The organism is Leclercia sp. M50 (genome assembly GCF_037150775.1).
Taxonomy (GTDB): Bacteria; Pseudomonadota; Gammaproteobacteria; order Enterobacterales; family Enterobacteriaceae; genus Enterobacter.
Window position 1 is genome coordinate 1 of record NZ_JBBCPK010000007.1, and the last position, 25,487, is coordinate 25,487.

Genomic DNA, 25,487 nt, shown 5'->3' on the forward strand with positions numbered 1-25,487 from the left:
CACGCTGAATAGCCTGGCAGTGGATGAGCTGGTGATCCAGAGCTATCAGGGCCGCCACACGGTAGACAATTATCAGGCCTATCTGCCCGCGCTTGCCCGGCTGCGCATTCCCTTTAAGCTCGGGCTGGTACAAAACGGTCATCGGGATGTGCAGGCCGAAGCGCAACTGCGAAAATCTCCCTGGTATCGCGGGACGGTGGTGTTTATGCTCAACCCGGCCCGGCGTTAAGCCTTCACCTTACGATGACAGCAGCCGGAGAGATTATCGATGATCGGACAGTCAGCGCTCTCATCCCCCGGGCAGCTCTCGGCCAGGGCCAGCAGCCGATCGCGCATCGCCTGTAGCTCTACAATATGCCGCTCAATTTCAGCCACCTTATCCAGCGTCCGGCTTTTAACGTCGGCGCTGTGGCGGGCAGGATCGTTAAACAGCGTCACCAGATCGCCGCACTCATCCAGATTGAACCCCACCTGCCGCGCCTGGCGCAGTAGCGTCAGTTCATCAAGGTGCTTTTGCGTATAGCTCCGGTAGCCGTTCTCACTGCGCAGCGGCGGTGTCACCAGCCCTTTCTCTTCATAAAAACGAATCGCTTTGCTGGTTAAGCCAGTTTTTTTGGCAACATCACTGATATTCACGTTTCCCCCTTGACCTTCCCCTTGATGGAAGGTTTAACCTTGATAACAGTTAGATGAAAGTGTCTCTCCGGTCAATATCTGGCTGGAGATTTATAAGGAGCTAATTATGTCTCAAACCATCGATCTGACACTGGACGGCCTCTCCTGCGGCCACTGTGTCAAACGCGTTAAAGAGAGTCTGGAGCAACGCCCGGACGTTGAGCATGCAGAGGTGACCATCGAGCACGCGGTCGTCACCGGCAGCGCCAGCGCCGATGCCCTGATCGACACCATCAAACAGGCCGGTTACGGTGCGGCGTTAAGCCACCCAAAGGCTGATCCGCTGACAGCGTCAACAACTCCGTCGGAAGCACTGACAGCGGACCCCTCTGAGCTTCCGGCAGCTCACGATAGTGATGACAGCCAACAGCTGTTGATCAACGGCATGAGCTGCGCCAGCTGCGTCACCCGGGTGCAGGATGCCCTGCAGGCGGTTCCGGGTGTGGCACAGGCACGGGTCAATCTGGCGGAACGCACTGCGCTGGTGATGGGCAGTGCTTCCGCCGCTGATTTAGTGCAGGCCGTTGAGAAAGCGGGCTACGGCGCCGAAGCGATTGAGGATGACGTCGAACGGCGGGCGCGCCAGCAGGAGACGGCCATCGCCACCATGAAACGTTTTCGCTGGCAGGCGATTGTCGCCCTGCTGGTAGGTATCCCGGTGATGGGCTGGGGTATGCTCGGCGACAACATGATGGTCACCGACGATAACCGCACGCTGTGGCTGGCGATCGGCGTGCTCACCCTCGGTGTGATGATCGTCGCCGGCGGCCACTTTTATACCAGCGCCTGGAAGAGCCTGAAAAACCGCACCGCCACCATGGACACGCTGGTGGCGCTGGGTACCGGCGCGGCGTGGCTCTACTCGATGAGCGTAAACCTCTGGCCACAGTGGTTCCCGATGGAAGCGCGCCATCTCTACTATGAAGCCAGCGCCATGATCATCGGCCTGATCAACTTAGGCCATATGCTGGAGGCGCGGGCCCGGCAGCGTTCGTCGAAAGCGCTGGAAAGATTACTCGATTTAACACCGCCCACCGCCCGGGTGGTAACGGAGAGCGGCGAACAAAGCGTGCCGCTGGCAGAGGTTGAAGCAGGCATGATCCTGCGCCTGACCACCGGGGATCGCGTCCCGGTGGACGGGGAGATCACCCAGGGCGAAGCCTGGTTTGACGAGGCGATGCTCACCGGCGAGCCGGTACCGCAGCAGAAAAGCGACGGGGAGAGCATTCATGCCGGTACTGTCGTGCAGGATGGCAGCGTGCTGTTCCGCGCAAGCGCCGTCGGCAGTCACACCACGCTGTCGCGCATTATTCGGATGGTGCGCCAGGCCCAGAGCAGCAAACCGGAGATCGGCAAGCTGGCGGATAAAATCTCTGCCATTTTCGTGCCGGTGGTGGTGGGTATCGCCCTGTTCAGCGCCGCTATCTGGTACTTTTTTGGCCCCGCGCCGCAGATTGTTTACACCCTGGTGATCGCCACCACGGTGCTGATTATCGCCTGCCCTTGCGCCCTGGGGCTGGCGACGCCGATGTCGATTATCTCCGGCGTCGGACGTGCCGCGGAGTCGGGCGTGCTGGTGCGCGACGCCGACGCCCTGCAACGCGCCGGCACTCTGGATACGCTGGTCTTTGATAAAACCGGCACCCTGACCGAAGGTAAACCGCAGGTGGTTGCCGTCCATACCCTGGGTGGGATCGACGAAGCTGCCGCCCTCAATCTGGCAGGCGCACTTGAGCAGGGTTCCAGCCACCCGCTGGCCCGGGCGATTCTGGATAAAGCGGAGCGCGCGCTCGCCCAGGTAGATAACTTCCGCACCCTGCGTGGCCTTGGCGTCAGCGGCGAGGTGGACAACCGCACCCTGCTGCTCGGTAATCAGGCGCTGCTTGCGGAAAATGGCATTGATACCAGCGCGCTGGATGAACATCTGCACACCTGGGCCACCAGGGGCGCAACGCCGGTGTTGCTGGCGATTGACGGGCGGGCCGCGGCGCTGTTTGCCATCCGCGATCCGCTGCGCGCAGACAGCGTGACCGCACTGCAACGCCTGCACCGGGAGGGTTATCGTCTGGTGATGTTGACCGGCGATAACGCCACTACCGCACAGGCTATCGCCAGGGAAGCTGGCATTGATGAGGTGATTGCGGGCGTCCTGCCGGATGGCAAGGCGGAGGCGATTATCAAACTGCAGAAGCAGGGGCGCCGGGTGGCGATGGTTGGCGACGGCATCAACGATGCCCCGGCGCTGGCACAGGCCGATGTCGGGATTGCCATGGGCGGCGGCAGCGATGTCGCCATCGAAACGGCGGCGATAACCCTGATGCGCCACAGTCTGACCGGCGTGGCCGACGCGCTCGCCATCTCGAAAGCGACGCTGCGCAACATGAAGCAGAATTTGCTGGGGGCCTTTATCTACAACGCCTTCGGTATTCCTGTCGCCGCCGGGATCTTATGGCCGCTGACCGGCACGCTGCTCAATCCGGTGGTGGCGGGTGCCGCCATGGCCCTCTCCTCTATTACCGTGGTCAGCAACGCCAACCGCCTGTTGCGCTTTAAACCTAAAGCCTGAGGTGGTCGCAGGACAAGGACGTCTTGCGCCACTCCTCCCCACGCGCTAGCATGAATTTTTCATCAGGGAGCGCGTATGGGTCTGTTTCAACGTCTGAAAGCATCGTTTCGCGCCCTCTTCCCCCGCCGCTATCGCTGGCCTGGTCTTGATATCACCCTTCCCGGCGGACAGCATCTGCATCTGGTCGGCAGTATCCATATGGGTACGCGGGATATGTCTCCCCTGCCCGATGGCCTGGTTACCCGCTTGCATCATGCCGACGCGCTGATCGTCGAAGCGGATATCTCCGGGGATGAGTCGCCCTTCGCAGGACTTGCAATCCCGCCTCCGCTGGCGGAGCGTCTCAGCCCGACCCAGCTTACGGAACTGCAACGGGTCGCCGGGGAGCTTGGATTATCGCTTAATCAGCTTGAGAGCCAGCCGCTGTGGCAGATCGCTATGGTATTGCAGGCTACCCAGGCGCAGCGGTTGGGGCTGCGGGGAGATTACGGCATCGATTACCAATTGCTGAATGCCGCGCGCACGCAGAACCTACCGGTCATTGAGCTGGAAGGGGCGGCCAGCCAGATCGCCCTGCTGCGCCAGATGCCAGACGACGGTTTGCTGCTGCTGGAAGATACCCTGACCCACTGGCACACCAATGCCCGCCTGCTGCAAACCATGGTGAGCTGGTGGCTGGATTCCCCCCCTGTCGTCGACAAGCTGGCGCTTCCGGCGACCTTCAGCGAGTCGCTGTATGATGTGCTGATGCATGAGCGTAATCAGGCGTGGTGCGAAAAGCTGCACGCGTTGCCGGCTGGGCGGTATGTGGTGGCGGTGGGGGCGTTGCATCTGTACGGCGAGGGGAATTTGCCGTCGCTGCTGAGATAAAAAAGTGGCCAATATTTCTATTGGCCCGTCAAAGAGGAATTTCATCATTGTTATTATGCCGGAGGAGACCTCCGGTTCAGCAGATTGTCGCTCAAAGTGACCATCACTGCCAACACTATTGCGCAAGATGGTGCTATTTTTTAGCCGCTTTTGAGGCGTATTCTTAAGGCGTTTATTGTCCGGGCTAATAAGGATTGCTATGACTCCCGCCGTTAAATTACTCGAAAAAAACAAGATTCCGTTTCGGATCCACAGCTATGACCACGATCCGGCTGAAACCAATTTTGGTGATGAAGTGGTGCGTAAACTGGGTCTGAATGCGGATCAGGTCTATAAAACGTTGCTGGTCGCGGTGAATGGCGATATGAAACACCTCGCCGTGGCGGTGACGCCGGTTGCCAGCCAACTGGATCTGAAGAAAGTGGCCAAAGCGCTGGGCGCCAAAAAAGTGGATATGGCCGACCCGATGGTGGCGCAACGCACCACGGGGTATCTGGTGGGGGGAATTAGCCCGCTGGGGCAGAAGAAGCGCCTGCCGACACTGATTGATGCACCTTCACAGGCGTTTGAGACGATCTATATTTCCGGCGGCAAGCGCGGGATGGATATTGAGCTGGCGGCGAGCGATCTGGCGAAAATGCTGGATGCGCAGTTTGCGGATATCGCGCGTCGGGATTAAAAAAACGCCGGGTGGCGCTGCGCTTACCCGGCCTACAAAACCCAAAACCGTTCGAACCGTAGGCCGGGTAAGGCGAAACTGCCACCCGGCGCTGACGGCGCTTACTGCCAGCTCACTTCACCCTGCGGTTCATAGGCATTTACATCCAGCGGTGAGTTCTGCTGGATGTATTGCTTCAGCACCTCGGCATCAATAAAGCCGGTATTCACATAGCCTGGTTTGTCGTCGATATGCGGATAACCATCGCCGCCGGTGGCGTTAAAGCTCAGGGTCGCCATACGGTAGGTTTTCGCCGGATCAACCGGTTCGCCTTTGATCTTCAGGTCGTTGAGCACGCCGCCCTTCGCCACAAAGCTCACGTTGGCAAACTGCGGATAGGCGCCGGAGTCCGGTTTCATCTGCGCCACCGCGGTGAGATAGTCGGTAACCTCTTTACCGCTCATATCGACATAGACCAGCACGTTGCCGAACGGCTGCACCTTGAGGACATCTTTATAGGTGATATCGCCCCCTTCGATGGAGTCGCGGATGCCGCCGCCGCTCATCACCGCAAAATCGGCATTGGTGCGCGCCATCTGGGCGGCCAGGATCAGATGGCCCATATTGGTCTGCACGAAGCGCACCTTGCTGCGATCGCCTTCCAGTCTGCCATTGAGCGTACCGATCTTCACATCCAGCTGCGCTTTACCTTTATTCTGGAACGGTGTCAGCAGGGAGAGCATCTGTGGGTTTTCCGCAATTTCTGGCGTATAGAGAACGCGCTCGCTCTGGCCATTATCGTAGGTCACCTTCTTCTTCAGGTTGACCGGGATGAGCTGGTAGTGAACCAGCTTCATCTCGCCGTTACGGAATTCGAAATCGGCCCGGCCCACATATTTGCCCCACTCGTGCGCCTGCACAATCCAGATCCCGTTCTGCTTATCGGGCGCGCACGGCGTGCCTGGCACATAGTCCACCTGCTTTTTATTCTCCGAGGCCATGCAGACCGGATCCTGGGAGTGACCGCCCACGATCATCGCCAGGGAGCCCGCCGGCAGGCTACGCGCCATCTCGACATCCCCTGGCGCGTTCGAGCCGTGCTCGCCATTATCGTAATGACCCATATGGGTAGTGGCGATAATCACGTCCGGCTTTTCGTTCTGCTGCAACTCCTGGATCACCAGCTTCGCTTCGTCAGCCGGCTTACGGAATTCGATATCGGTGAAATATTCCGGGTTGCCAATTTTCGCCGTGTCGTCGGTGGTCAGCCCCACCACCGCAATTTTAATATCCTGGCGTTTGAAAATGGCCCAGGGTTTAAATAAGCGTTCGCCGGTGCTTTTCTGATAAATATTGGCGGAGAGGAACGGGAATTTGGCCCATTTCTCCTGCTGGCGTAATACTTCGATGGGATTATCAAACTCATGGTTGCCCACGGCCATCGCATCGTAGCCAATCAAATTCATGCCGCGGAAATCGGGTTCAGCGTCCTGTAAATCTGATTCCGGCACGCCGGTATTAATGTCGCCGCCGGAGAGGAGCAGCACGCTACCCCCCTTTGCCGCCACCTCTTTACGGATCCCATCCACCAGCGTTTTCTGTGCAGAAAGGCCATATTCGCCATATTCGCTGCGCCAGAAGTGGCCGTGGTGATCGTTGGTATGCAGGATGGTGATGTTATAGGTTTTATCTTTTTCCCAGGCCTGGGCCGGCAGGCTGATCAGCCCACACGCCGCAATGATTGCCAGCGCGACGCCTCGCTTCATTAACTTCATTTCTTCACTCCCTGATGCATAGACAAACGCAAAAATTACAATGAGTAATCAGAATAGACAAATATGTTTTCAGAATTGCGACTTTCCTCAAATGTCGGGGAAAGGTATGTTAGGCGGATAATAATTACATCCTGCACTTCCTATAACAATCGACGTGGTATTTATGGCAATCAGTGAATCTACTCCACCGGTGTCGGCTGCTAAGGCTCGCACCTCATTTGGTATTCTTGGCGCAATCAGTCTTTCGCATCTGCTGAACGATATGATCCAGTCGCTTATTCTGGCGATCTACCCCTTATTGCAGTCCGAGTTCTCTCTTACCTTCGTGCAGATCGGCATGATCACCCTCACCTTCCAGCTGGCGTCATCGCTGCTACAACCGGTGGTGGGCTACTGGACGGACAAATACCCGATGCCGTGGTCGCTGCCCATTGGTATGTGCTTTACCCTGAGCGGCCTGATCCTGCTGGCGATGGCCGGGAGCTTTGAAGGGGTACTGGTGGCCGCCGCGCTGGTGGGCACCGGCTCGTCGGTATTTCACCCGGAGTCGTCCCGCGTGGCGCGTATGGCCTCCGGTGGCCGTCACGGGCTGGCGCAGTCGCTGTTCCAGGTGGGCGGTAACTTCGGCAGCTCCCTCGGCCCGCTGTTGGCGGCGGTAATTATTGCCCCCTATGGCAAAGGAAACGTGGCCTGGTTTGTGCTGGCTGCGCTGCTGGCGATTGTGGTGCTGGCGCAAATCAGCCGCTGGTACGCCGCCCAGCACCGGGTTAATAAGGGCAAACCAAAAGCGCCGGTTATCAATCCCCTTCCCCGTAACAAGGTTATTCTGGCGGTCGGCATTCTGCTGATGCTGATTTTCTCCAAATATTTCTATATGGCGAGCATCAGCAGCTATTACACCTTTTACCTGATGGAAAAATTCGGATTATCGGTACAAAACGCCCAGTTTCATCTCTTCGCCTTCCTGTTTGCCGTTGCCGCCGGAACCGTTATTGGTGGGCCACTGGGTGACAAAATCGGGCGTAAATATGTGATTTGGGGCTCTATCCTTGGCGTTGCGCCCTTCACGCTTATTTTGCCCTACGCAACCCTGTGGTGGACGGGTATTTTAACCGTGATCATTGGTTTTATCCTCGCCTCTGCGTTTTCTGCCATTCTGGTCTATGCCCAGGAGCTGCTTCCGGGCCGTATCGGCATGGTTTCCGGGCTGTTTTTTGGATTTGCTTTTGGCATGGGTGGCCTTGGTGCAGCGGTATTAGGCCTGATTGCAGACCATACCAGCATCTTCCTGGTCTACAAAATCTGCGCTTTCCTGCCGCTTCTCGGGATGTTGACTATATTCCTGCCTGATAACCGGCATAATGCCTGATTTATTGGCGGTCAAACTTCCGGTTTGGCCGCGCCCTCTCCTTATACCATCTGCCTTTCTTTACTTTCCTTCTGAAAATTCCCCGCCCAGGCTTCCGTTTCTCCTTTATTGCTGTTTTTACCAAAATCCAATGATTATTCATAAACGTAATCATTAATTTTGTCATAAACTATTACACAGCTTTTTGGTTTCCCGACCAAAAATGGCGTCATACAGCAACGAAAGGAGACGGAATGCACCACGCCACACCGCTTATCACCACCATTGTTGGTGGACTTGTACTCGCTTTTATTCTCGGCATGATTGCCAACAAACTGCGTATTTCCCCTCTGGTGGGCTATTTATTGGCGGGCGTGTTAGCCGGACCTTTTACCCCAGGTTTTGTTGCTGATACGAAACTCGCCCCGGAGCTGGCAGAGCTTGGCGTGATCCTGCTGATGTTCGGTGTGGGTTTGCATTTCTCCCTGAAGGATTTGATGGCGGTAAAGTCCATCGCCATTCCCGGCGCGATCGCCCAGATAGCCGTGGCGACGTTGTTGGGTATGGCGCTTTCCGCGGTGCTGGGCTGGCCGCTGATGACCGGCATCGTGTTTGGGCTCTGTCTTTCTACCGCCAGTACCGTGGTGCTGCTGCGCGCGCTTGAAGAGAGACAGCTCATTGACAGCCAGCGGGGGCAGATCGCCATCGGCTGGCTGATTGTTGAAGATCTGGTGATGGTCTTGACCCTGGTGCTGCTGCCTGCGGTCGCCGGCATGCTGGAAAAAGAGAACGTCGGTTTAGCCTCGCTGGCACTGGATATGAGTATTACCATCGGTAAGGTAGTGGCGTTTATCGCCATTATGATGCTGGTGGGCCGCCGCCTGGTACCGTGGATCCTCGCCCGTAGCGCAGCGACCGGCTCGCGTGAACTGTTCACCCTCTCGGTGCTGGCCCTGGCGCTGGGTATTGCGTTCGGAGCCGTGGAGCTATTCGATGTCTCCTTCGCGCTGGGGGCCTTCTTTGCCGGGATGGTGCTGAACGAATCGGAGCTGAGCCACCGTGCCGCCCACGATACCCTGCCCCTGCGCGACGCCTTTGCGGTGCTGTTCTTCGTCTCGGTAGGGATGCTGTTCAATCCGATGATCCTCATTGAACAGCCGCTGGCGGTACTCGGCACGCTGGCCATCATTATCTTCGGTAAGTCACTCGCCGCTTTCTTCCTGGTGCGCATGTTCGGCCACTCGCCGCGTACCGCGCTGACCATCGCCGCCAGTCTCGCCCAGATTGGTGAATTTGCCTTTATTCTCGCCGGGCTGGGCATGGCGCTGGATCTGCTGCCGCAGGCCGGGCAAAACCTGGTGCTGGCGGGGGCGATCCTCTCAATCATGCTGAACCCGATACTGTTCGCGCTGCTGGAAAAATACCTCGATAAAACCGAAACCCTGGACGATCAGACGCTGGAAGAGGCCATTGAGGATGAGAAGCAGATCCCGGTGGATATATGTAACCACGCCCTGCTGGTGGGTTTTGGCCGCGTCGGCAGCCTGCTGGGTGAGAAGCTGATGGCACAGGGCATTCCGCTGGTGGTGATTGAAAACTCCCGTACCCGCGTGGATGAGCTGCGCGCACGCGGGATCCGGGCGGTGCTGGGGAATGCGGCGAACGAAGAGATCATGAATCTGGCGCATCTGGACTGCGCGCGCTGGCTGCTGCTGACCATTCCCAACGGCTATGAAGCGGGTGAGATTGTCGCCTCGGCGCGCGAAAAGTGTCCGGATATTGAAATTATTGCCCGCGCCCATTACGACGACGAGGTGGATTACATCACCGAGCGTGGCGCGAATCAGGTGGTGATGGGTGAGCGTGAAATTGCCAATACGATGCTGGCGCTGCTGGATAAACCGCCGGTTGAGGCGCCGGTGATGGGGTAAAAAAAAAGCCTGCTGGCGCTTCGCTTAGCAGGCCTGGACGTCGCCCCGGCAAGCGCAGCGCTGCCGGGGAATGGACTTATCTGTCCCAGTAGGACTCTTCCAGACTGTCTTCCCGCTCCGGCAGGCCGCGCGTTAAGCGCGGTGAGTGCTGGTTCAACACCTGATAGCTCACGCGGTTTGCGTACTTACACACCTGCGCCAGCGACGAGTAGGTCAGCCAGTTGAACTTGTGTTTGCTGGAGTTCGGCACGTTGGTACGGTGGAATGCGTTAGCGGTGATATCGTGCAGCAACGCCGCCAGCGCGCCATCGCCTGCGCCGTTGGTGTTCATGATCTTCTCCGGGCCGCCCATGTACGGGGCGATATGCGAGAAGATACGCAGCGGATTTACGCAGTCCTTATGGCGCATGGCGCGGCTGAATTCAAACTGGTTGAACTCGGCAATCGCCCCCGGCAGCAGCGGATGCTGGGTCTTGCGTTTTGCCTCTTCTTCGGTGAAGCCCGCCATATACAACCCTACCGGCCCGGCGGTGCAGAGCACCAGATCGACCCAGTCCAGCGCCTTATCGGATGCCAGGAGCGGATCGCTCTCCCCGGTCAGGGCTTCGGCCTCTTCTTCGTTCATCGCCAGAATCGAGACGTGCTCCTTCAGGAACGCCTGCCACCACTCCGGGTTATCGGCGATGACAAATTTGGTGCCCAGGGTAAGGACCACCGGCACGTTGTATTTCTTCGCGTATTCCACGGCCTTCATGGTCGCTTCCGGCATCGGCTCACCGGGCTTGCAGCGCACCAGATAGGAGGTCAGCACCAGTGCCGATGCCCCGGCGATCACCTCTTCAGGAATGCTGTCGGCGCGCAGCTGGTTCATATGGCCAGGGCTGATGGCGAAGGTCCGCTCGCCGGATTCACCGATCAGCGTAAAGCAGCGGCCAATCGCCCCGTCCACCCCTTGCAGGTAGTTCAGATCGGTCCGGCTGGAGGTGTTGCAGAGATAACGGTAGGCGTAACTGCCGATTTCGACATTGCTGCACATCACGCCCAGCAGTACGGAGCGGTCGTCCGCCAGCACGGAGTAGTTGTGCATGGTATTGCCGATGGTCCCCCCGGCAAACTGATGGGTGATCAGGTTATCCCGCACCAGCTCCTGATAGAGCGCTTCCGCTACGTCGTCTTCAATCACCAGAGAGTGCCCGGCGCTCAGGCCGTAACGTTCGACAAACGCATCGTCCACTTTTGCTTCAATATCCACCAGCGTCTGGTCGATACCCACCACCCAGGCGGCACTGGACTCATTTTCCGGCTGAATTTGCTGCAGCAGCGGATCGCGGGCGTTAACGGGAAAGTAGTGTTTGGATTTACGTTTACCGGGAAATTTCATGTTCTGAGCTATGAGTGACGGATGGGCCGGGAATGGTAGCACAAACCCGGCGCAGAGTGCGATCAGCGGCTGCGGGTCACCAGTGACGCCATCATCTCGATGTGCTCAGGATTGTCGTTAAGGGCCGGAATATACTCGTACTTCGTCCCACCCGCTTCGAGGAAGAACTCCCGGTTTTGCACCGCGATCTCTTCCAGGGTTTCCAGACAGTCTGACGCAAAGCCCGGCGACATCACCTGGATATGCTTCACCCCCTTCTCACCCAGCATTTTGAGGGTCTCATCGGTATAAGGGGTCAGCCACGGCTCGCGGCCAAAGCGCGACTGGAAGGTCATCATCACCTTCTCGGGCGGCAGGCCGAGGGCGGATACCAGCTCACGGGTGGTATCGCGGCAGCGCTGCGGATAGTCGTCCCCTTCGTTGGCGAATCGCTGCGGGATGCCGTGATAGGAGAGCAGCAGCAGATCCGGCTCGCCGTGTTTCTCAAACGACGCGCGGGCGCTGCTGGCAAGGGCGTTGATATAGAGCTCGTTATCCGCGTAGTCGCGAATAAAGGTCACACCCGGAATGCGACGACGGGTTGCCAGAATGCGCGCCAGCTCATCCCAGACGGCTGCCACAGTGGAGCAGGAATACTGCGGATAGAGCGTCAGCACCACAATGTGCTCAACGCCCTGCGCCAGCAGTTCATCGACGGCGCTTTTCAAGGAAGGTTTGCCGTAGCTCATGCCCAGCGCTACCGGCATATCCGGCAGACGGGCGGCCAGCGCCTTCTCCTGACGACGGCTGTAGACCATCAGCGGTGAGCCCTCTTCCATCCAGACGGACTGATAGAGCTTTGCCACGCGCGGCGAACGGATCGGCAGAATCACGCCGCGCAGCAAAGGCCACCACAGCAGGCGTGGGGTATCCACAACGCGCGTATCGCTTAAAAATTGTCGCAGGTAGCGTTTTACCGCCGCTGGAGTAGGTGCTTCGGGGGTTCCCAGATTGGCAAGCAGGATGCCGGTTTTCGCCTGACTCATTCACGCCTCATAACCTTTTAACAGGCTGATAAGTGTATCTGAAAAGTACGTAAACGGAACCAATTGCAGCAAAAGGTAAAATGAGAATTTTTCTCACCCGGGGACCCGGGTGAGAACCACGTTAAGTGGTGGTGCGATTAGCCGAGGATCTTTTCCAGCTCCGCACGAACGTCAGCGACAGGCTTAGTACCGTCGACTTTTGCGTATTTGGTGTTACCCGCCTGCGCTTCTTTAGAGTAGTAGCCGATCAGCGGCGCGGTCATCTGATGGTATTCTACCAGGCGCTTACGCACGGTCTCTTCCTGATCGTCTTTACGGGTGGTCAGCTCTTCGCCGGTCACGTCGTCTTTGCCTTCCACCTGCGGCGGATTGAACTTAACGTGGTAAACGCGGCCGGAAGCGGCGTGTACGCGACGACCGATGATACGGTCAACGATCAGTTCGTCCGGTACGTCGAACTCCAGCACGTAGTCTACGTTGATGCCCGCTTCTTTCATGGCATCCGCCTGCGGAATGGTACGTGGGAAGCCGTCCAGCAGGAAACCGTTACGGCAATCTTCCTGAGAAATGCGTTCTTTAACCAGAGCGATAACCAGCTCGTCGGTCACCAGTTTGCCGGCGTCCATAATGTCTTTCGCCTGTTTACCCAGCTCGGAGCCAGATTTAACAGCGGCACGCAGCATGTCACCCGTAGAGATTTGCGGAATACCGTATTTCTCCATGATGAACTGAGCCTGAGTTCCTTTACCCGCGCCCGGAGCGCCAAGCAGAATAATACGCATTGCGAAAATCCCCTCAAAAGTCGATTCAATTTTTCAAAAAGCGCTAAACAATACCACCAGAACGGGTATCGCTCAAGAAAGGCGGGCAGGCTGAAACGGTTAATGAGGGGAATTTATTAGTGGGTGCAGGCAGATAACCTGCACCCTTATCCTCTCTTCAGCGAAGAGAGGGAAGTGATTTACGCCAGCAGCAACGCATTCACGCGTTTGATGAACTGGTTTGGATCTTCCAGCGTGCCGCGTTCAGCCAGCAGGGACTGATCCAGCAGCAGTTCAACCCACTCGGCGAAGCGGGCTTCATCCTGGGTCTCGGCTGCACGTTTCACCAGCGCGTGGTCCGGGTTCAGTTCAAAGATGTATTTCACCTCCGGCACTGCCTGGCCCGCAGCGGCGAACAGCTTCGCCATCTGGGTGCTCATCTCGTCAGCATCAGTGGTGACGATGGCAGGGGTATCGGTCAGACGGTGGGTGAAACGCACCTCTTTCACGCGATCGCCCAGATGGGTTTTCACGCGCTCAACAAACGGCTCCAGCGCTTTTTCCGCCTCTTTCGCGGTATCGTCCACTTCATCTGCCAGCTTGTCGATGGACTCATCGGCTTTGGCAACGGACTGGAACGCTTTGCCGCTGAACTCGGTCAGGTAGTTCATCATCCACTCATCGATGCGATCGGAAAGCAGCAGCACTTCGATGCCTTTCTTACGCAGCAGCTCCAGGTGCGGGCTGCTCTTCGCCGCGGCATAGCTGTCGGCGGTGATGTAGTAGATCTTCTCCTGCCCTTCTTTCATGCGGGAGATGTACTCTTCCAGCGACACATTCTGCTCGGAAGAGTCGTTGTGTGTGGAGGCGAAGCGCAGCAGTTTGGCAATGGCTTCGACGTTGGATGGATCTTCCGCCGGGCCCTCTTTCAGCACCAGGCCGAACTGTTTCCAGAAAGTCTGGTATTTTTCGGCGTCGTCTTTCGCCAGCTTATCCAGCATCTGCAGCGCACGCTTGCTCAGCGCGGTGCGCAGATTACGGGTGACGGTGCTGTCCTGCAGGATCTCACGGGAGACGTTCAGCGGCAGATCGTTGGAGTCAATCAGGCCGCGCACAAAGCGCAGGTAGTTCGGCATGAACTGTTCAGCTTCGTCCATGATGAACACGCGCTGCACGTACAGCTTCAGGCCGTGCTTGTGATCGCGGTTCCACATATCCCACGGTGCCTGCGCCGGGATGTAGAGCAGGCTGGTGTACTCCTGCTTCCCTTCCACGCGGTTGTGGCTCCAGGTCAGCGGATCGGTAAAGTCGTGGGCGATGTGCTTGTAGAACTCGTTGTATTCGTCGTCTTTGATTTCAGACTTGTTACGCGTCCACAGCGCCTGCGCCTTGTTGATCTTCTCCCAGGAGATGACGGTTTCGCCATCTTTCTCTTCCTGTTTTTCGATCTCTACCGGCAGGGCGATATGGTCAGAATATTTGCTGATGATGGAGCGTACGCGCCAGTCGTTGAGGAAATCGTCCTCCCCTTCGCGCAGGTGCAGGGTGATCTCGGTGCCGCGATCGGCTTTGGTGATGTCGGCAACGGTGTATTCACCTTCGCCGTGGGATTCCCAGAATACGCCGCTTTCAGCGCTTTCGCCTGCCGCACGGGTGCGCACGGTAACTTTATCCGCCACGATGAAGGCGGAGTAGAAGCCCACGCCGAACTGGCCGATCAGCTGGCTGTCTTTGGCCTGATCGGAACCCATCGACTGCAGGAACGCTTTGGTGCCGGATTTGGCGATGGTGCCGAGATGGTCAATGGCTTCATCACGGGTCATACCGATGCCGTTGTCGGCGATGGTCAGGGTGCGGTTCTCTTTATCAAATGAGACGCGCACGCGCAGTTCGCCGTCACCTTCATACAGCTCTGGCTTCGAGAGCGCACGAAAACGCAGCTTGTCTGCCGCATCAGAGGCGTTAGAGATAAGCTCGCGCAGGAAAATTTCTTTATTGGAATAAAGAGAATGGATCATCAGGTGCAGAAGCTGTTTTACCTCTGACTGGAAACCACGGGTTTCTTGTCCTTTCATACTAAGTCGACCTCAACAATGCCATTTAATGGGGTTTAAAAGCGTTGAGGGAGAGATGGGGCCAGGGGGGAATTTTTTCAAGCGGAGGCCACGACTGCAGCCTCCGTTTGGTCAGAAATTAATCTTGTGACGACCTGCCAGAGAGTGGGACAGCGTGGTGCCATCGACCATTTCCAGCTCACCGCCCACCGGCACGCCGTGGGCAATTCGACTGGCATCAACGCCCGACTCCGCACACAGCTCGGCGATATAGTTGGCTGTCGCCTCCCCTTCCACCGTTGGGTTGGTGGCGAGGATCACCTCGTTGATCGTTTCCGATTTCAGGCGCTGTTCAAGACGGTCCAGGCCGATATCATCCGGACCAATGCCGTCCAGCGGCGAGAGATGCCCCATCAGCACAAAATAGCGGCCGGAAAACTGCCCGGTCTGCTCGATGGCGTAGATGTCCGCAGGACTCTCCACCACGCAGATCTGACCATTTTCCTGACGACGCGGATTGGCGCAGATGTTACACACCTCCTGCTCGGTAAAGGTGCGGCAGTCGGCACAGTGGCCAATTTCTGACATGGCGCGGGTCAGGGCCTGCGCCAGACGCATGCCGCCGCTACGATCGCGTTGCAGCAGGGTAAACGCCATGCGCTGCGCCGACTTCGGGCCTACGCCCGGCAGGCAGCGTAGCGCTTCCATTAACTGCGTAAGCAGCGGACTGGTTTGCATCAGAATGGCATCTTAAAGCCCGGCGGCAGCTGCATTCCGGAGGATACAGAGGCCATTTTTTCTTTCTGAGTTTCGTCGATACGGCGCGCAGCATCGTTAAACGCAGCGGCGACTAGATCTTCCAGCATCTCTTTGTCGTCTTCGAGCAGGCTTGGGTCGATCTCCACGCGACGGCAGTTGTGTGCGCCGTTGATGGTCACTTTGACCAGACCTGCGCCCGATTCGCCAGTGACTTCCATCTGCGCGATCTCTTCCTGCATCTTCTGCATTTTTTCCTGCATCTGCTGGGCCTGCTTCATCAGACCACCCAGACCGCCTTTACCACCAAACATAGGCTTCTCTCTTCTTTCACGTTAAAGATAACAACCGTAAGTCAGACTCACGATCAAATGGGTCGAATACTCTCTTCATCCAGTTCTGCATCGAAGTAACGCTGCAGGGTCTGAATGTTATTATCCGCGATAATCGCCTCACGCGCCTGCGCGAGCTTCTCTTCATAAATGGCCTGACGCCACTCCAGCGGGGTACGGACCGCCGGATTATCATCTTCAATGATAGTCAATTCAACCGGCGCGCCCTGTAATGTGGAGAGCGCCTCACTCAGCACCTGCTGCGCGCTCGCCGAGTTCAGGTGACGCTGGCCCGGACGCAGATGCAGGCAGATGCGGTTGCCCTCCTGCTCACGCCAGGCGTTGAGGGCGACCTGCTCCACCAGCTTCGGCAGCTTCAGTTTACTGACCTCTGCCGCCCAGGCATCGCGCGCAAGCGACTCTTCCGCAAGCTTCGCGGAGAGCTCCGGCGTTTTCTCATGCTCCAGCGCCTTTTTCAGCGCCTTCGGCGTGGCAATCTCTACCTTCACCTCTTCGGTGACGGTGGTGGCTTTCCAGCGATAGGCTTCTTGCTTAACCGGCGCCTTAGGCTCAGAAGTGACCGATGCCGAACGCGACTGGACACGATCCGTGACCGAAGCCAGACGTTCAAGCGCGGCGTTATTTACCGGCCGCGCTCTTGCAGGCGCTGCCGGTTCACTCTTTTTTGGTCTGGGTGCTCCCTGCGCGCGCTGTAGCTGGCTGCGGGCAGCAAGCACCGAACTGGTGGCGTCCGACAGAGGCACATTTTGCGGCGATGGCGCTGCCGGCTGTACAGGCACCTGCTGCGGTGACATAACCGCCGTCGGCGCGGCCGGTGCGAAAGACTGCGGCTGCACCTCGGGTTCCGGCAACGGCATGCGCGGATGGAACGCCAGCGCGCGCAGCAGGGTCATCTCAACCCCCATACGTCTGTCGGGCGCGAACGGCAGTTCCTTACGACCAATTAACAGGGTTTGGTAGTAAAGCTGTACATCCGTTGGCGGAATGGTGCGGGCCAGCTCGCGGATCCGCTGTTCAATGGCCGCCATATCCGGGCCCAGCGCCGCCGGGGAGAGCTGCACCATCGCGATCCGGTGCAGCAGGCTGAGCATCTCTACCAGCAGGGCTTCCCACTCCACGCCGCGTGAGGCTGAGGCGTTGACCAGCTCCATCACCCGCTCGCCGTTGGCCTCGACAACCGCTTCAATCAGCGACAGCGCCTGATCGTCATCCAGCGTGCCGAGCATGGTGCTCACCGCCTGGGTCGTCAGCTTGCCTTCGCCGCTGGCAATCGCCTGATCGGTGAGGCTGAGCGCATCGCGCAGGCTGCCATCTGCGGCACGCGCCAGCAGCTGCAGCGCCCGCGGTTCATGGGCAACCTGCTCTTCGTTCAGGATGTATTCGAGCCGATCGCGGATCTGCGTGACGTCCAGCGCCTTCAGATGGAACTGCAGACAGCGGGACAAGATAGTGACCGGCAGCTTTTGCGGATCGGTGGTCGCCAGCAGGAATTTAACGTGTGCAGGCGGTTCTTCCAGCGTTTTCAGCAGGGCGTTAAAGCTGTGGCGCGACAGCATGTGCACTTCATCGATCAGATAGACCTTGAAGCGGCCACGCGCCGGGGCGTACTGGACGTTATCCAGCAGATCGCGGGTATCTTCGACTTTGGTGCGCGATGCGGCATCGATCTCAATCAGATCGACAAAGCGCCCCTGCTCGATTTCACGGCAGTTATCACACACGCCGCACGGCGTGGCGGTGATCCCGGTTTCGCAGTTAAGGCCTTTCGCCAGCAAACGGGCAATAGAGGTTTTACCGACGCCACGGGTGCCGGAAAAAAGCCAGGCGTGGTGGATACGTCCTAGCGATAAGCTGTTCGCCAGGGCGGTCAGCACATGTTCCTGGCCGACAACGTCAGCAAAGGTTTGGGGTCGCCATTTACGGGCTAACACCTGATAACTCATGGGCAGGCTCTGCAACGCTGGAAGGTGGATATTCAGGGGGGTAATGCTAACACAACCTCACCCGTTGGGCGAGGTTGCGGGCGGGAGGATTAATGTCCCGGGAATGGCACGAGGCTGTAGCTGGTGATGCCCTGTTTTTCGAGGCGCTGTTCACCGCCCAGATCGAACAGGTTGATGATAAAGGCCGCATCGGTCACTTCGCCACCCAGGCGACGGATCAGCTTCACGGTCGCTTCAATGGTGCCGCCGGTGGCCAGCAGATCGTCAACCACCAGCACTTTGTCGCCTGGCTTTATCGCATCAACGTGGATCTCAAGCTGGTCGGTGCCGTACTCCAGCTCGTAGCTCTCGGCGATGGTTTCGCGAGGCAGTTTACGCGGTTTACGCACCGGTACAAAACCCACGCCCATTGCCAGCGCAACCGGGGCGCCAAAGAGGAAACCACGGGCCTCGGTGCCTACAACTTTGGTGATCCCAGCGTTCTTATAACGCTCAACCAGCAGTTCAATGCTGAGCGCGTACGCTTTTGGGTCTTCCAGCAAGCTGGTGACATCACGGAAAAGAATGCCAGGCTTTGGATAATCCTGGATGCTTTTGATGCTGTTTTTAAGAAATTCAAGCTGCTGCGCAGTTGCGGTCATAAATGGATGCCTGATGAAAACGGTGTTACTCACGGAGCGGATAAAGGGTTGGTCAAAGTAACAATTGTTTAACCTTTAACCAGGCCCGCCCGTGCTCGAAAACGGTCGAATTTACTGGCTGCGCACAAGAAATGCAACAGCCAGTCTGATGATTATTGCTTTTCATCAACAACGGGGATCCGCCACATGAAAATGAGCAGGCAGGTGAGGATCGCCAGCAGCAGGATCCGTACCCACATCATTTTGACCAGCCATAATGAAATGGCGAAGGTCACCAGGATCAGCGCAATGGCCCGCGGCTTAGCCCCGGGCGGCATTGCACGGTACTGTTGCCAGTGACGCAGATAGCCGCCAAACCATGAGCGGTAGAGCAGCCAGTGGTGAAAACGCGGCGAGGAGCGGGCGAAGCACCACGCCGCCAGCAATATAAAAGGGGTAGTCGGCAGGAGGGGTAAAACGACACCCAGCGTGCCGAGCACTACCGCAAGCCAGCCAATGATGATTAGAATAGTACGCTGCATAATGCGAATCGGTATCAAACTGAACGGCTACTGTACCACTGGAGTGCGGATTGAAAACAGCCTTGCTTTTACAAACGCTGCAAAATCAGCTGTCGGCTCTGCGCACGCAGGCCGCACCGCTGATGCAGCACGCCACGCTGAAGCCGCGCTTTGACCGGCAGCTGTTTCGCACCCGCAGCACGGTGATGAATGCCTATCTGGATGAAGCCCAGCACAACCTGGATGAGCTGCGTCACGCCGTGGAAAAGGGGCAATCTGAGCAGGTGGCCTGGCTCGCCGGTCATCTGGCGGAACAGATTGCCGCCCTGCATCGGGAGATTGCCGCCTGGCCGCTACGCGTCTGGGACAGTTCCTCTGCCGGCACCACAAAATGGCAGCGCAAGCGTCTGGAACACCAGGAGTTTGAACGTCGGCTATGTGAAATGAAAAAGGCGCGCGCGGCGCGGCTGAATCAGGCCGAAACGCTGGAAGAACAGCAGATGCTGATGCGCGAAATCACCGCCCTGGAAGGACGGCTTGAACGCTGTCGTAAGGCACTGGATGATATTGAACGCGTTATCGCGCGTCTGACCCGTTAACAGGAGTAGTGTGTGTCACTGGAAAATGCCCCCGACGAAGTCAAGCTGGCCGTCGACCTGATCATGTTGCTGGAGAACCATGGCATCCCCACTGAAACAGTGCTGAAAGCGCTGGAGATTGTGAAGCGGGATTTTGAAGGGAAATTGCCCTCCCCCCTGCCCTCTCCCTGAAAGGGAGAAGGCGAGAGCGAGGGGGCACATCACGCCGGGGTCGGATCGTCACCCTTAATGTCACGTTTCACTTCAGTGTGCTCGTCGCCCTTTTCATTGCGCAGATGCACTTCCAGCTGGTTAAAGGCGATATTGATATTGTTCTCGCGGCACATACGTTCGATGGTTCGGTTCAGTTCATCCACCGTGTAGCTGCGATCGCGCAGTTCACGCACGTACAGACGCAGCTCATGATCTAACGTGCTCGGCCCGAAGGTCGTAAAGAAGACGGCTGGCTCCGGATCGTGCATCACTTTTGGATGATCCATCGCCGCTTTCAGCAGGACGTTTTTCACCATCTCCAGATCGGAACCGTAGGCCACGCCGATGCGGATCACCACGCGGGTGATGGTGTCCGACAGCGACCAGTTGATCAACCGCTCGGTGACGAACGCTTTGTTCGGGATGATCACCTCTTTGCGATCGAAATCAGTGATGGTGGTCGCGCGGATACGGATCTTGCTGACGGTGCCCGAGAAGGTACCGATGGTGACGGTATCGCCGATACGCACCGGACGTTCGAACAGAATAATCAGGCCGGAGACGAAGTTACCGAAGATCTCCTGCAAACCGAAACCAAGGCCCACCGACAACGCCGCCGCCAGCCACTGCAGTTTGTCCCACGACACCCCGAGCGAACCGAAGACGGTCATGGCGCCCACCACCAGAATCACATAGTTCAGGATGGTGGTAATGGCGTAGGAGGCCCCCTGACGCATATTCAGGCGCGAGAGGATCAGTACCTCCAGCAGGCCGGGTAAGTTGCGGATCAAGGCCCATGCCACCACCGACGAGACCAGTGCAAACAGCAGGCTGCCCATAGTGACATTTTTCATCACCGCCGCACCCGCTTCGGTGCCGCTGTAGTGCCACAGCGTAATGCTGTCGAGATAGGCAAAGACGGTGATTAAATCAGACCAGATCGCCCAGAACATCACGCCGAACAGGGCTATCATCACCAGCATGGTGATACGCAGCGTTTGCTGGTTAACCTGCTCCAGGGCAATGGTCGGCTCTTCCTGCGGTTCAGCGCCTTCGGCCCCCTCCTTCACCATATTCTGCCGACGCGCCAGCGCGCGGCGATAGGCAATACGGCGGGCGGCAACGCTCAGCCCGCGCAGCACGGTCTGATAGAGCAGGTTCCAGAAGATCACCAGATAGACGGTTTCAATCCAGCGACCCGACAGACGCAGGGTGGTATAGAAATAGCCGGTGGCCGTCAGCACCATCAAGGCGATAGGAATAATAGAGAGTACGGTGACCGTCACCAGACGAATGGTATGCGACTCTTTGTCACGCCAGCTGTCACGGAATATCGGCCACATCAGGACGCTGATCAGCAGCAGGTTAAGCAGGATAACGAACTGCCCCAGCACATCATCCATCAGATGGAGCGGAGAGAGCTCCGCCACCACCGACCAGAAGTGCAGCGGCAACAGCGCCAGGCTGATGCGCACAATCTGGCGGCGCCAGTGGCTGGTCAGCTGCGCAGGCATATTAAAGTGGCTCACCGCCACGCCGTCCTTCTCCAGCACTTTCCAGCACAGGCCAAAGACCAGCCAGAACAGCGCCAGCTTTTTGCTGAAGGCCCACAGCAGATCGCTGATATTGAGCTGCATCGTGAACAGGATCAGGCCGGCGGCGAGGATCAGCAGACAGACCGGCAGGGCGCGGATCAGATCGATAAGAATCGCTTTTGGGGTATGAAGCTGGCTGTCATTACGCAACTGCCCCACTTCCTGCGCCAGCTTCGCCTGATACTTTTTCAGCCAGCCAAGACGCCAGCGAATGAGGCCGGCAATCAACAACAGCGGCAGACCCGCCAGGAAAGCAAACGCCACCGCAGGGCCTGCTTTTTCCCAGTTAACAGAGATTTTCATCCCCTTAATCTGATCTTTCAGCATGCCCGGGAAGGATTTGATCCAGTCCCAGTCCATCGGTTTATTGCTGTTCACCCAGAAGATTTGCTGGGTGAGGATCTCCTGCAGACTTTTGGATACGCTCACCAGTTGCTGCTGGTTGATCTGCAGGTTAATGGCCATCATGAGCTGATTACCCAGCTGTTTATTCATCTGGTCAAGCAGTTCGCGGCGCATATCCACCACCTGCAACAGCGCATCGTGAACCTCTCCATTGACCTCGCTCTTGTGCCCCTCTTCCAGCTTCGCCACGAAGGCATCGCTCTGGAACAAGGCATCGCGCTGCTGGTTGACCTCAAACTGCTCCAGGCGCAGATCCGCAATGCGGTTGGTCATGTCCTCCAGCTCATCGGCAGAAGGTAAAGTCTGCTGCTGCTGATAAAGGATACGCGACAGCAGCAGGCTGCCTTTCAGGACGGCGATCTGCTCTTTAATATTGCGTTCGGACTGTAGGGCGCGATCCAGCCAGTTTTTCACTTTAATGTTCTGCTGAACCAGGGTGTTGCCGTTTTCAGTGGCTTTAATCAGGCGCTGGCTGAGCTGGTGGTTAACGTCCAGCTCTTGCTTCACCAGCGGATTTTCCTGGATACGCGCGGTTTCATCCGGGTTTACCGCTTCCTGAGCCGTTTTCTCCGTCAGGGTCAGTCGTTTGTTGTTGACCGCCTCCTGCAGCAGCTGCAGCTGGTGCTCCAGACGGTTGATGTTCGCGGTGACGTAGTCGCGCTGTTTTTGCAGGGTATCCTGCAGGACGGTATTGGCTTCCAGGCTCTTGCGCTGCTGTTCGATCTGGGCATTCAGCAGAAGCTGCTGCGTCATGAGCAACGTTTGCTGCGTGGGGCGTAACGCCGCCTCGCCCACCGTGGTGCCGTTCAGGCGATTGCGGATCTGCTGCAGTTCCTGAGAGGCGGCATACATTGCGTTCTGTACGCGCTCCGGCTGAGTTTGCAGGGAAACCAGCTGGCTGTTGTAGGTTGAGAGATCGCTCTGGGCGGTTTGTAGGTCGTCGAGCAACTGCGATACGCGCAGTTCCAGCTGGCGTAATGAGAGCGTGGCCAGCGTTTTGCGGGTTTCTTCATCATTGTCCACATCACTTAGCGCATTCAGGCTTTCGGTCGCCTTACGCATCGCTTCCGGCGCCTGGGCCACTTTCTGGCGTAACTGTGTGGTTTCGGCCTTGATCCGCTCAAGCTTATCAATAGTCTCGAGGGTTTCCGTCAGGTCTTTTTGTACCAGCTTGTCATGCGGAGTGAGCTCTTTTTGTTTGTTCAGGACATCAAGCTGGCTCTGAATATCTGCCCGGGTTGGCGTATCACTGGTGTTATCACCACGTGCAAACGCAACCGGGGAAGCCAGTAAGGCAAAAAAGAGAAGCAAAATAAAGGCAAAAACAGGATGCGATTGGCGTGTGTAGTGCGACATAGTAGTGTGTAATTTGTGTGATGAATGACCGGGATGACCGGCGTGAAGAATATCACGGCCGTCGAAAGCAAAATAGCGTGAACTGATGGCTCCCGGATAATTCCTGGGCGTCAGGCCAGGAGCGGCTCAGGCTGCGCCCGTAGCGTGGGACAGAACTGGTACATCTCCAGCAGGATCGCGACATAATCACGGGCTTCACGTTGCAGATCAAAAGACTGGGGAGCAAACAGCCAGTTTTCCATAATGCCGGAAATATAACTGCGCATCAGAATGGCGGCGCGACGGGTCAGCAGATTAGCCGGGAGCATGTTGGCTTTAATACAGTGCGTCAGGGTTTGTTCGATTCGGTCGTAACTGGCCAGACAGAGGCTGCGCTGCGCCTGCTGCACCACCGCCATCTCCCCAACAAATTCACATTTATGGAAGATGATCTCCATCATCAGACGGCGTCGCTCTTCTATAACCGTCGCCTCAAGGATATAGACCAGAATCTCTCTTAAAACTGAGAGTGGATCGCCAGGGAATTTTGCCCGATACTCAGTCTCAAGATCCCCAATACTGGATTCTGACAGCTCCCAAATTTCGCCAAATAAATCTGACTTATTTTTGAAATGCCAGTAAATCGCTCCCCGGGTAACCCCAGCCGCCTGAGCAATCTGAGCCAGAGAGGTGGAGGAGACCCCCTGTTGCGAAAACAAGCGTAAAGCGACATCAAGGATGTGTTGGCGTGTTGCAAGTGCTTGTTGTTTGGTTTTTCGTGCCATGCGCAGGTGAATTTACAGGAGCCAGATTTACATACATTTATGAATGTATGTACCATAGCACGACGATAATATAAACGCAGCAATGGGTTTGTGGACGCTTGATCCATTGATCAATTTGAAATCGGAAACTCGAGGTTTACATATGAACAAAAACAGAGGGTTAACGCCTCTGGCGATCGTTCTGATGCTCTCAGGCAGCTTAGCGCTTACAGGATGTGACGAAAAACAGGCTCAACAAGGAGCGCAGCAGGTGCCAGAAGTTGGTGTCGTGACGCTCAAAACCGAACCTCTCCAGATGACAACAGAATTACCCGGCCGAACCAGCGCTTACCGTATTGCTGAAGTGCGTCCACAGGTGAGTGGCATCATTCTGAAACGTAATTTTACTGAAGGCGGTGATGTTAAAGCGGGCGAGTCTCTGTATCAGATTGATCCTGCAACCTATCAGGCGAACTACGAAAGCGCGAAAGGCGATCTGGCCAAAGCGCAGGCTGCTGCAAAAATTGCCCAGCTGACCGTCAACCGTTATCAGAAACTGTTGGGTACGCAGTACATCAGCCAACAGGAATATGACAGTGCGCAGGCGGATGCCCAGCAGGCTAACGCTGCGGTCGTCGCTGCGAAGGCTGCCGTTGAAACCGCGCGTATCAACCTGGCCTATACTAAAGTGACCTCCCCTATCAGCGGCCGTATTGGTAAATCCGCGGTGACCGAGGGTGCGCTGGTACAGAACGGCCAGACCACTGCGCTGGCAACCGTGCAGCAACTGGACCCGATCTATGTCGATGTCACCCAGTCGAGCAACGATTTCCTGCGTCTGAAACAGGAGCTGGAAAACGGCACCCTGAAGCAGGAAAACGGCAAAGCGAAAGTTGAGCTGGTCACCAGCGACGGCATCAAATTCCCGGAGACCGGCAGCCTGGAGTTCTCAGACGTAACGGTCGATCAGACCACCGGTTCGATTACCCTGCGCGCCATCTTCCCGAACCCGAACCATACGCTGTTACCGGGTATGTTCGTTCGCGCCAGCCTGGAAGAAGGGACCAACCCAACCGCACTGCTGGTGCCACAGCAGGGCGTGACCCGTACTCCGCGCGGCGATGCCAGTGCGATGGTGATTGGCGCTGAAGACAAAGTCGAAGTTCGTCAGATCAAGGCAACCCAGGCGATTGGTGACAAATGGCTGGTGACTGACGGTCTGAAAGATGGCGATCGCGTCATCATTACCGGATTACAAAAAGTTCGCCCGGGCGCCAAGGTAAAAGCGCAAGAGGTCACGTCTGACAATCAACAACAAGCCTCAGCAGGCGGTCAGTCAGAACAACCTAAGTCTTAACTT

21 protein-coding genes, 1 pseudogene and 1 other annotated feature are annotated in these 25,487 nt (G+C 57.2%); of the genes and pseudogenes, 9 read left to right on the forward strand and 13 right to left on the reverse strand.

Features of this window, described 5'->3' with window-relative positions; all coding sequences use genetic code 11:
* Window positions 1-229, forward strand: a pseudogene (locus WFM46_RS02780) (DUF3142 domain-containing protein); the annotation flags it as partial.
* Here WFM46_RS02780 and cueR read toward each other — a convergent pair.
* Window positions 226-636: a Cu(I)-responsive transcriptional regulator gene (gene cueR / locus WFM46_RS02785; protein WP_103824084.1), complete on the reverse strand. Its 411-nt coding sequence runs from the start codon at window positions 634-636 to the stop codon at window positions 226-228. The pseudogene WFM46_RS02780 and the gene cueR sit on opposite strands and share 4 nt — an antisense overlap.
* A gap of 106 nt (window positions 637-742) precedes the next feature.
* Here cueR and copA point away from each other — a divergent pair, with 106 nt between their 5' ends.
* The 3 genes from copA to ybaK all read left to right on the forward strand — a co-directional run bounded on the left by copA (window position 743) and on the right by ybaK (window position 4,790).
* Window positions 743-3,241 (forward strand): copper-exporting P-type ATPase CopA, encoded by a 2,499-nt coding sequence (copA, locus tag WFM46_RS02790; RefSeq protein WP_336997029.1) that lies wholly within the window; start codon window positions 743-745, stop codon window positions 3,239-3,241.
* Between the two features lie 75 nt (window positions 3,242-3,316).
* On the forward strand, window positions 3,317-4,111 hold the full coding sequence (locus WFM46_RS02795) for a TraB/GumN family protein (RefSeq protein WP_103824082.1): 795 nt from the start codon (window positions 3,317-3,319) through the stop codon (window positions 4,109-4,111).
* Between the two features lie 199 nt (window positions 4,112-4,310).
* Window positions 4,311-4,790: a Cys-tRNA(Pro)/Cys-tRNA(Cys) deacylase YbaK gene (gene ybaK / locus WFM46_RS02800; RefSeq protein ID WP_103178520.1), complete on the forward strand. Its 480-nt coding sequence runs from the start codon at window positions 4,311-4,313 to the stop codon at window positions 4,788-4,790.
* Window positions 4,791-4,891: 101 nt separating this feature from the next.
* On the opposite strand, the gene ushA is transcribed toward ybaK, so the two are convergent.
* Window positions 4,892-6,544: a bifunctional UDP-sugar hydrolase/5'-nucleotidase UshA gene (ushA, locus tag WFM46_RS02805; RefSeq protein WP_103178519.1), complete on the reverse strand. Its 1,653-nt coding sequence runs from the start codon at window positions 6,542-6,544 to the stop codon at window positions 4,892-4,894.
* Window positions 6,545-6,707: 163 nt separating this feature from the next.
* Between ushA and WFM46_RS02810 the strand changes: the two genes are divergently transcribed.
* On the forward strand, window positions 6,708-7,913 hold the full coding sequence (locus WFM46_RS02810; RefSeq protein ID WP_103178518.1) for an MFS transporter: 1,206 nt from the start codon (window positions 6,708-6,710) through the stop codon (window positions 7,911-7,913).
* Between the two features lie 233 nt (window positions 7,914-8,146).
* Window positions 8,147-9,823, forward strand: coding sequence for a YbaL family putative K(+) efflux transporter (ybaL, locus tag WFM46_RS02815; protein WP_180208994.1), 1,677 nt, complete (start codon window positions 8,147-8,149; stop codon window positions 9,821-9,823).
* Window positions 9,824-9,899: 76 nt separating this feature from the next.
* Here ybaL and WFM46_RS02820 read toward each other — a convergent pair whose 3' ends face one another.
* From WFM46_RS02820 to WFM46_RS02860, 9 genes are all read right to left on the reverse strand, one after another.
* The gene (locus WFM46_RS02820) at window positions 9,900-11,204 is read right to left on the reverse strand and encodes an inosine/guanosine kinase (protein ID WP_103178516.1); all 1,305 of its coding nucleotides are present in this window, start codon (window positions 11,202-11,204) and stop codon (window positions 9,900-9,902) included.
* A 62-nt stretch (window positions 11,205-11,266) separates the two neighbouring features.
* A complete protein-coding gene (hemH, locus tag WFM46_RS02825) occupies window positions 11,267-12,229 on the reverse strand; it encodes a ferrochelatase (protein WP_103178515.1) in 963 nt (320 codons plus the stop codon).
* Window positions 12,230-12,366: 137 nt separating this feature from the next.
* Entirely contained in the window at window positions 12,367-13,011 is a 645-nt protein-coding gene (gene adk / locus WFM46_RS02830; RefSeq protein ID WP_103824075.1) for an adenylate kinase, read from the reverse strand.
* Window positions 13,012-13,190: 179 nt separating this feature from the next.
* Window positions 13,191-15,065 carry a molecular chaperone HtpG gene (gene htpG, locus WFM46_RS02835; protein WP_103178513.1) on the reverse strand — a complete coding sequence of 625 codons (1,875 nt, stop codon included), beginning with the start codon at window positions 15,063-15,065 and terminating at the stop codon, window positions 13,191-13,193.
* A 111-nt stretch (window positions 15,066-15,176) separates the two neighbouring features.
* Window positions 15,177-15,782: a recombination mediator RecR gene (recR, locus tag WFM46_RS02840; RefSeq protein WP_103178512.1), complete on the reverse strand. Its 606-nt coding sequence runs from the start codon at window positions 15,780-15,782 to the stop codon at window positions 15,177-15,179.
* Window positions 15,782-16,114, reverse strand: a complete 333-nt coding sequence (locus WFM46_RS02845; RefSeq protein ID WP_014882811.1) for a YbaB/EbfC family nucleoid-associated protein — start codon at window positions 16,112-16,114, stop codon at window positions 15,782-15,784. The genes recR and WFM46_RS02845 overlap by 1 nt, the downstream gene beginning before the upstream one ends.
* A 53-nt stretch (window positions 16,115-16,167) precedes the next feature.
* Window positions 16,168-18,096 carry a DNA polymerase III subunit gamma/tau gene (gene dnaX, locus WFM46_RS02850; protein ID WP_336997030.1) on the reverse strand — a complete coding sequence of 643 codons (1,929 nt, stop codon included), beginning with the start codon at window positions 18,094-18,096 and terminating at the stop codon, window positions 16,168-16,170.
* Window positions 16,774-16,838 (reverse strand) — a sequence feature (DnaX frameshifting element). It overlaps the preceding gene by 65 nt.
* 89 nt (window positions 18,097-18,185) lie before the next feature.
* Window positions 18,186-18,737, reverse strand: coding sequence for an adenine phosphoribosyltransferase (gene apt, locus WFM46_RS02855; protein ID WP_010428187.1), 552 nt, complete (start codon window positions 18,735-18,737; stop codon window positions 18,186-18,188).
* 152 nt (window positions 18,738-18,889) lie between these two features.
* Entirely contained in the window at window positions 18,890-19,258 is a 369-nt protein-coding gene (locus WFM46_RS02860; RefSeq protein ID WP_103178510.1) for a DUF454 family protein, read from the reverse strand.
* Window positions 19,259-19,308: 50 nt separating this feature from the next.
* Here WFM46_RS02860 and priC point away from each other — a divergent pair, with 50 nt between their 5' ends.
* The gene (priC, locus tag WFM46_RS02865) at window positions 19,309-19,836 is read left to right on the forward strand and encodes a primosomal replication protein N'' (RefSeq protein ID WP_103178509.1); all 528 of its coding nucleotides are present in this window, start codon (window positions 19,309-19,311) and stop codon (window positions 19,834-19,836) included.
* Window positions 19,837-19,848: 12 nt separating this feature from the next.
* A complete protein-coding gene (gene rsmS, locus WFM46_RS02870) occupies window positions 19,849-20,007 on the forward strand; it encodes a pleiotropic regulatory protein RsmS (RefSeq protein WP_103178508.1) in 159 nt (52 codons plus the stop codon).
* 29 nt (window positions 20,008-20,036) lie between these two features.
* Here rsmS and mscK read toward each other — a convergent pair whose 3' ends face one another.
* Together mscK and acrR are read right to left on the reverse strand one after the other, a co-directional pair.
* Window positions 20,037-23,384 (reverse strand): mechanosensitive channel MscK, encoded by a 3,348-nt coding sequence (gene mscK, locus WFM46_RS02875; protein ID WP_336997031.1) that lies wholly within the window; start codon window positions 23,382-23,384, stop codon window positions 20,037-20,039.
* Window positions 23,385-23,494: 110 nt separating this feature from the next.
* Window positions 23,495-24,148, reverse strand: coding sequence for a multidrug efflux transporter transcriptional repressor AcrR (acrR, locus tag WFM46_RS02880; protein WP_336997032.1), 654 nt, complete (start codon window positions 24,146-24,148; stop codon window positions 23,495-23,497).
* Window positions 24,149-24,290: 142 nt separating this feature from the next.
* Between acrR and acrA the strand changes: the two genes are divergently transcribed.
* The gene (acrA, locus tag WFM46_RS02885; protein WP_156654007.1) at window positions 24,291-25,484 is read left to right on the forward strand and encodes a multidrug efflux RND transporter periplasmic adaptor subunit AcrA; all 1,194 of its coding nucleotides are present in this window, start codon (window positions 24,291-24,293) and stop codon (window positions 25,482-25,484) included.
* Window positions 25,485-25,487: the final 3 nt, after the last annotated feature.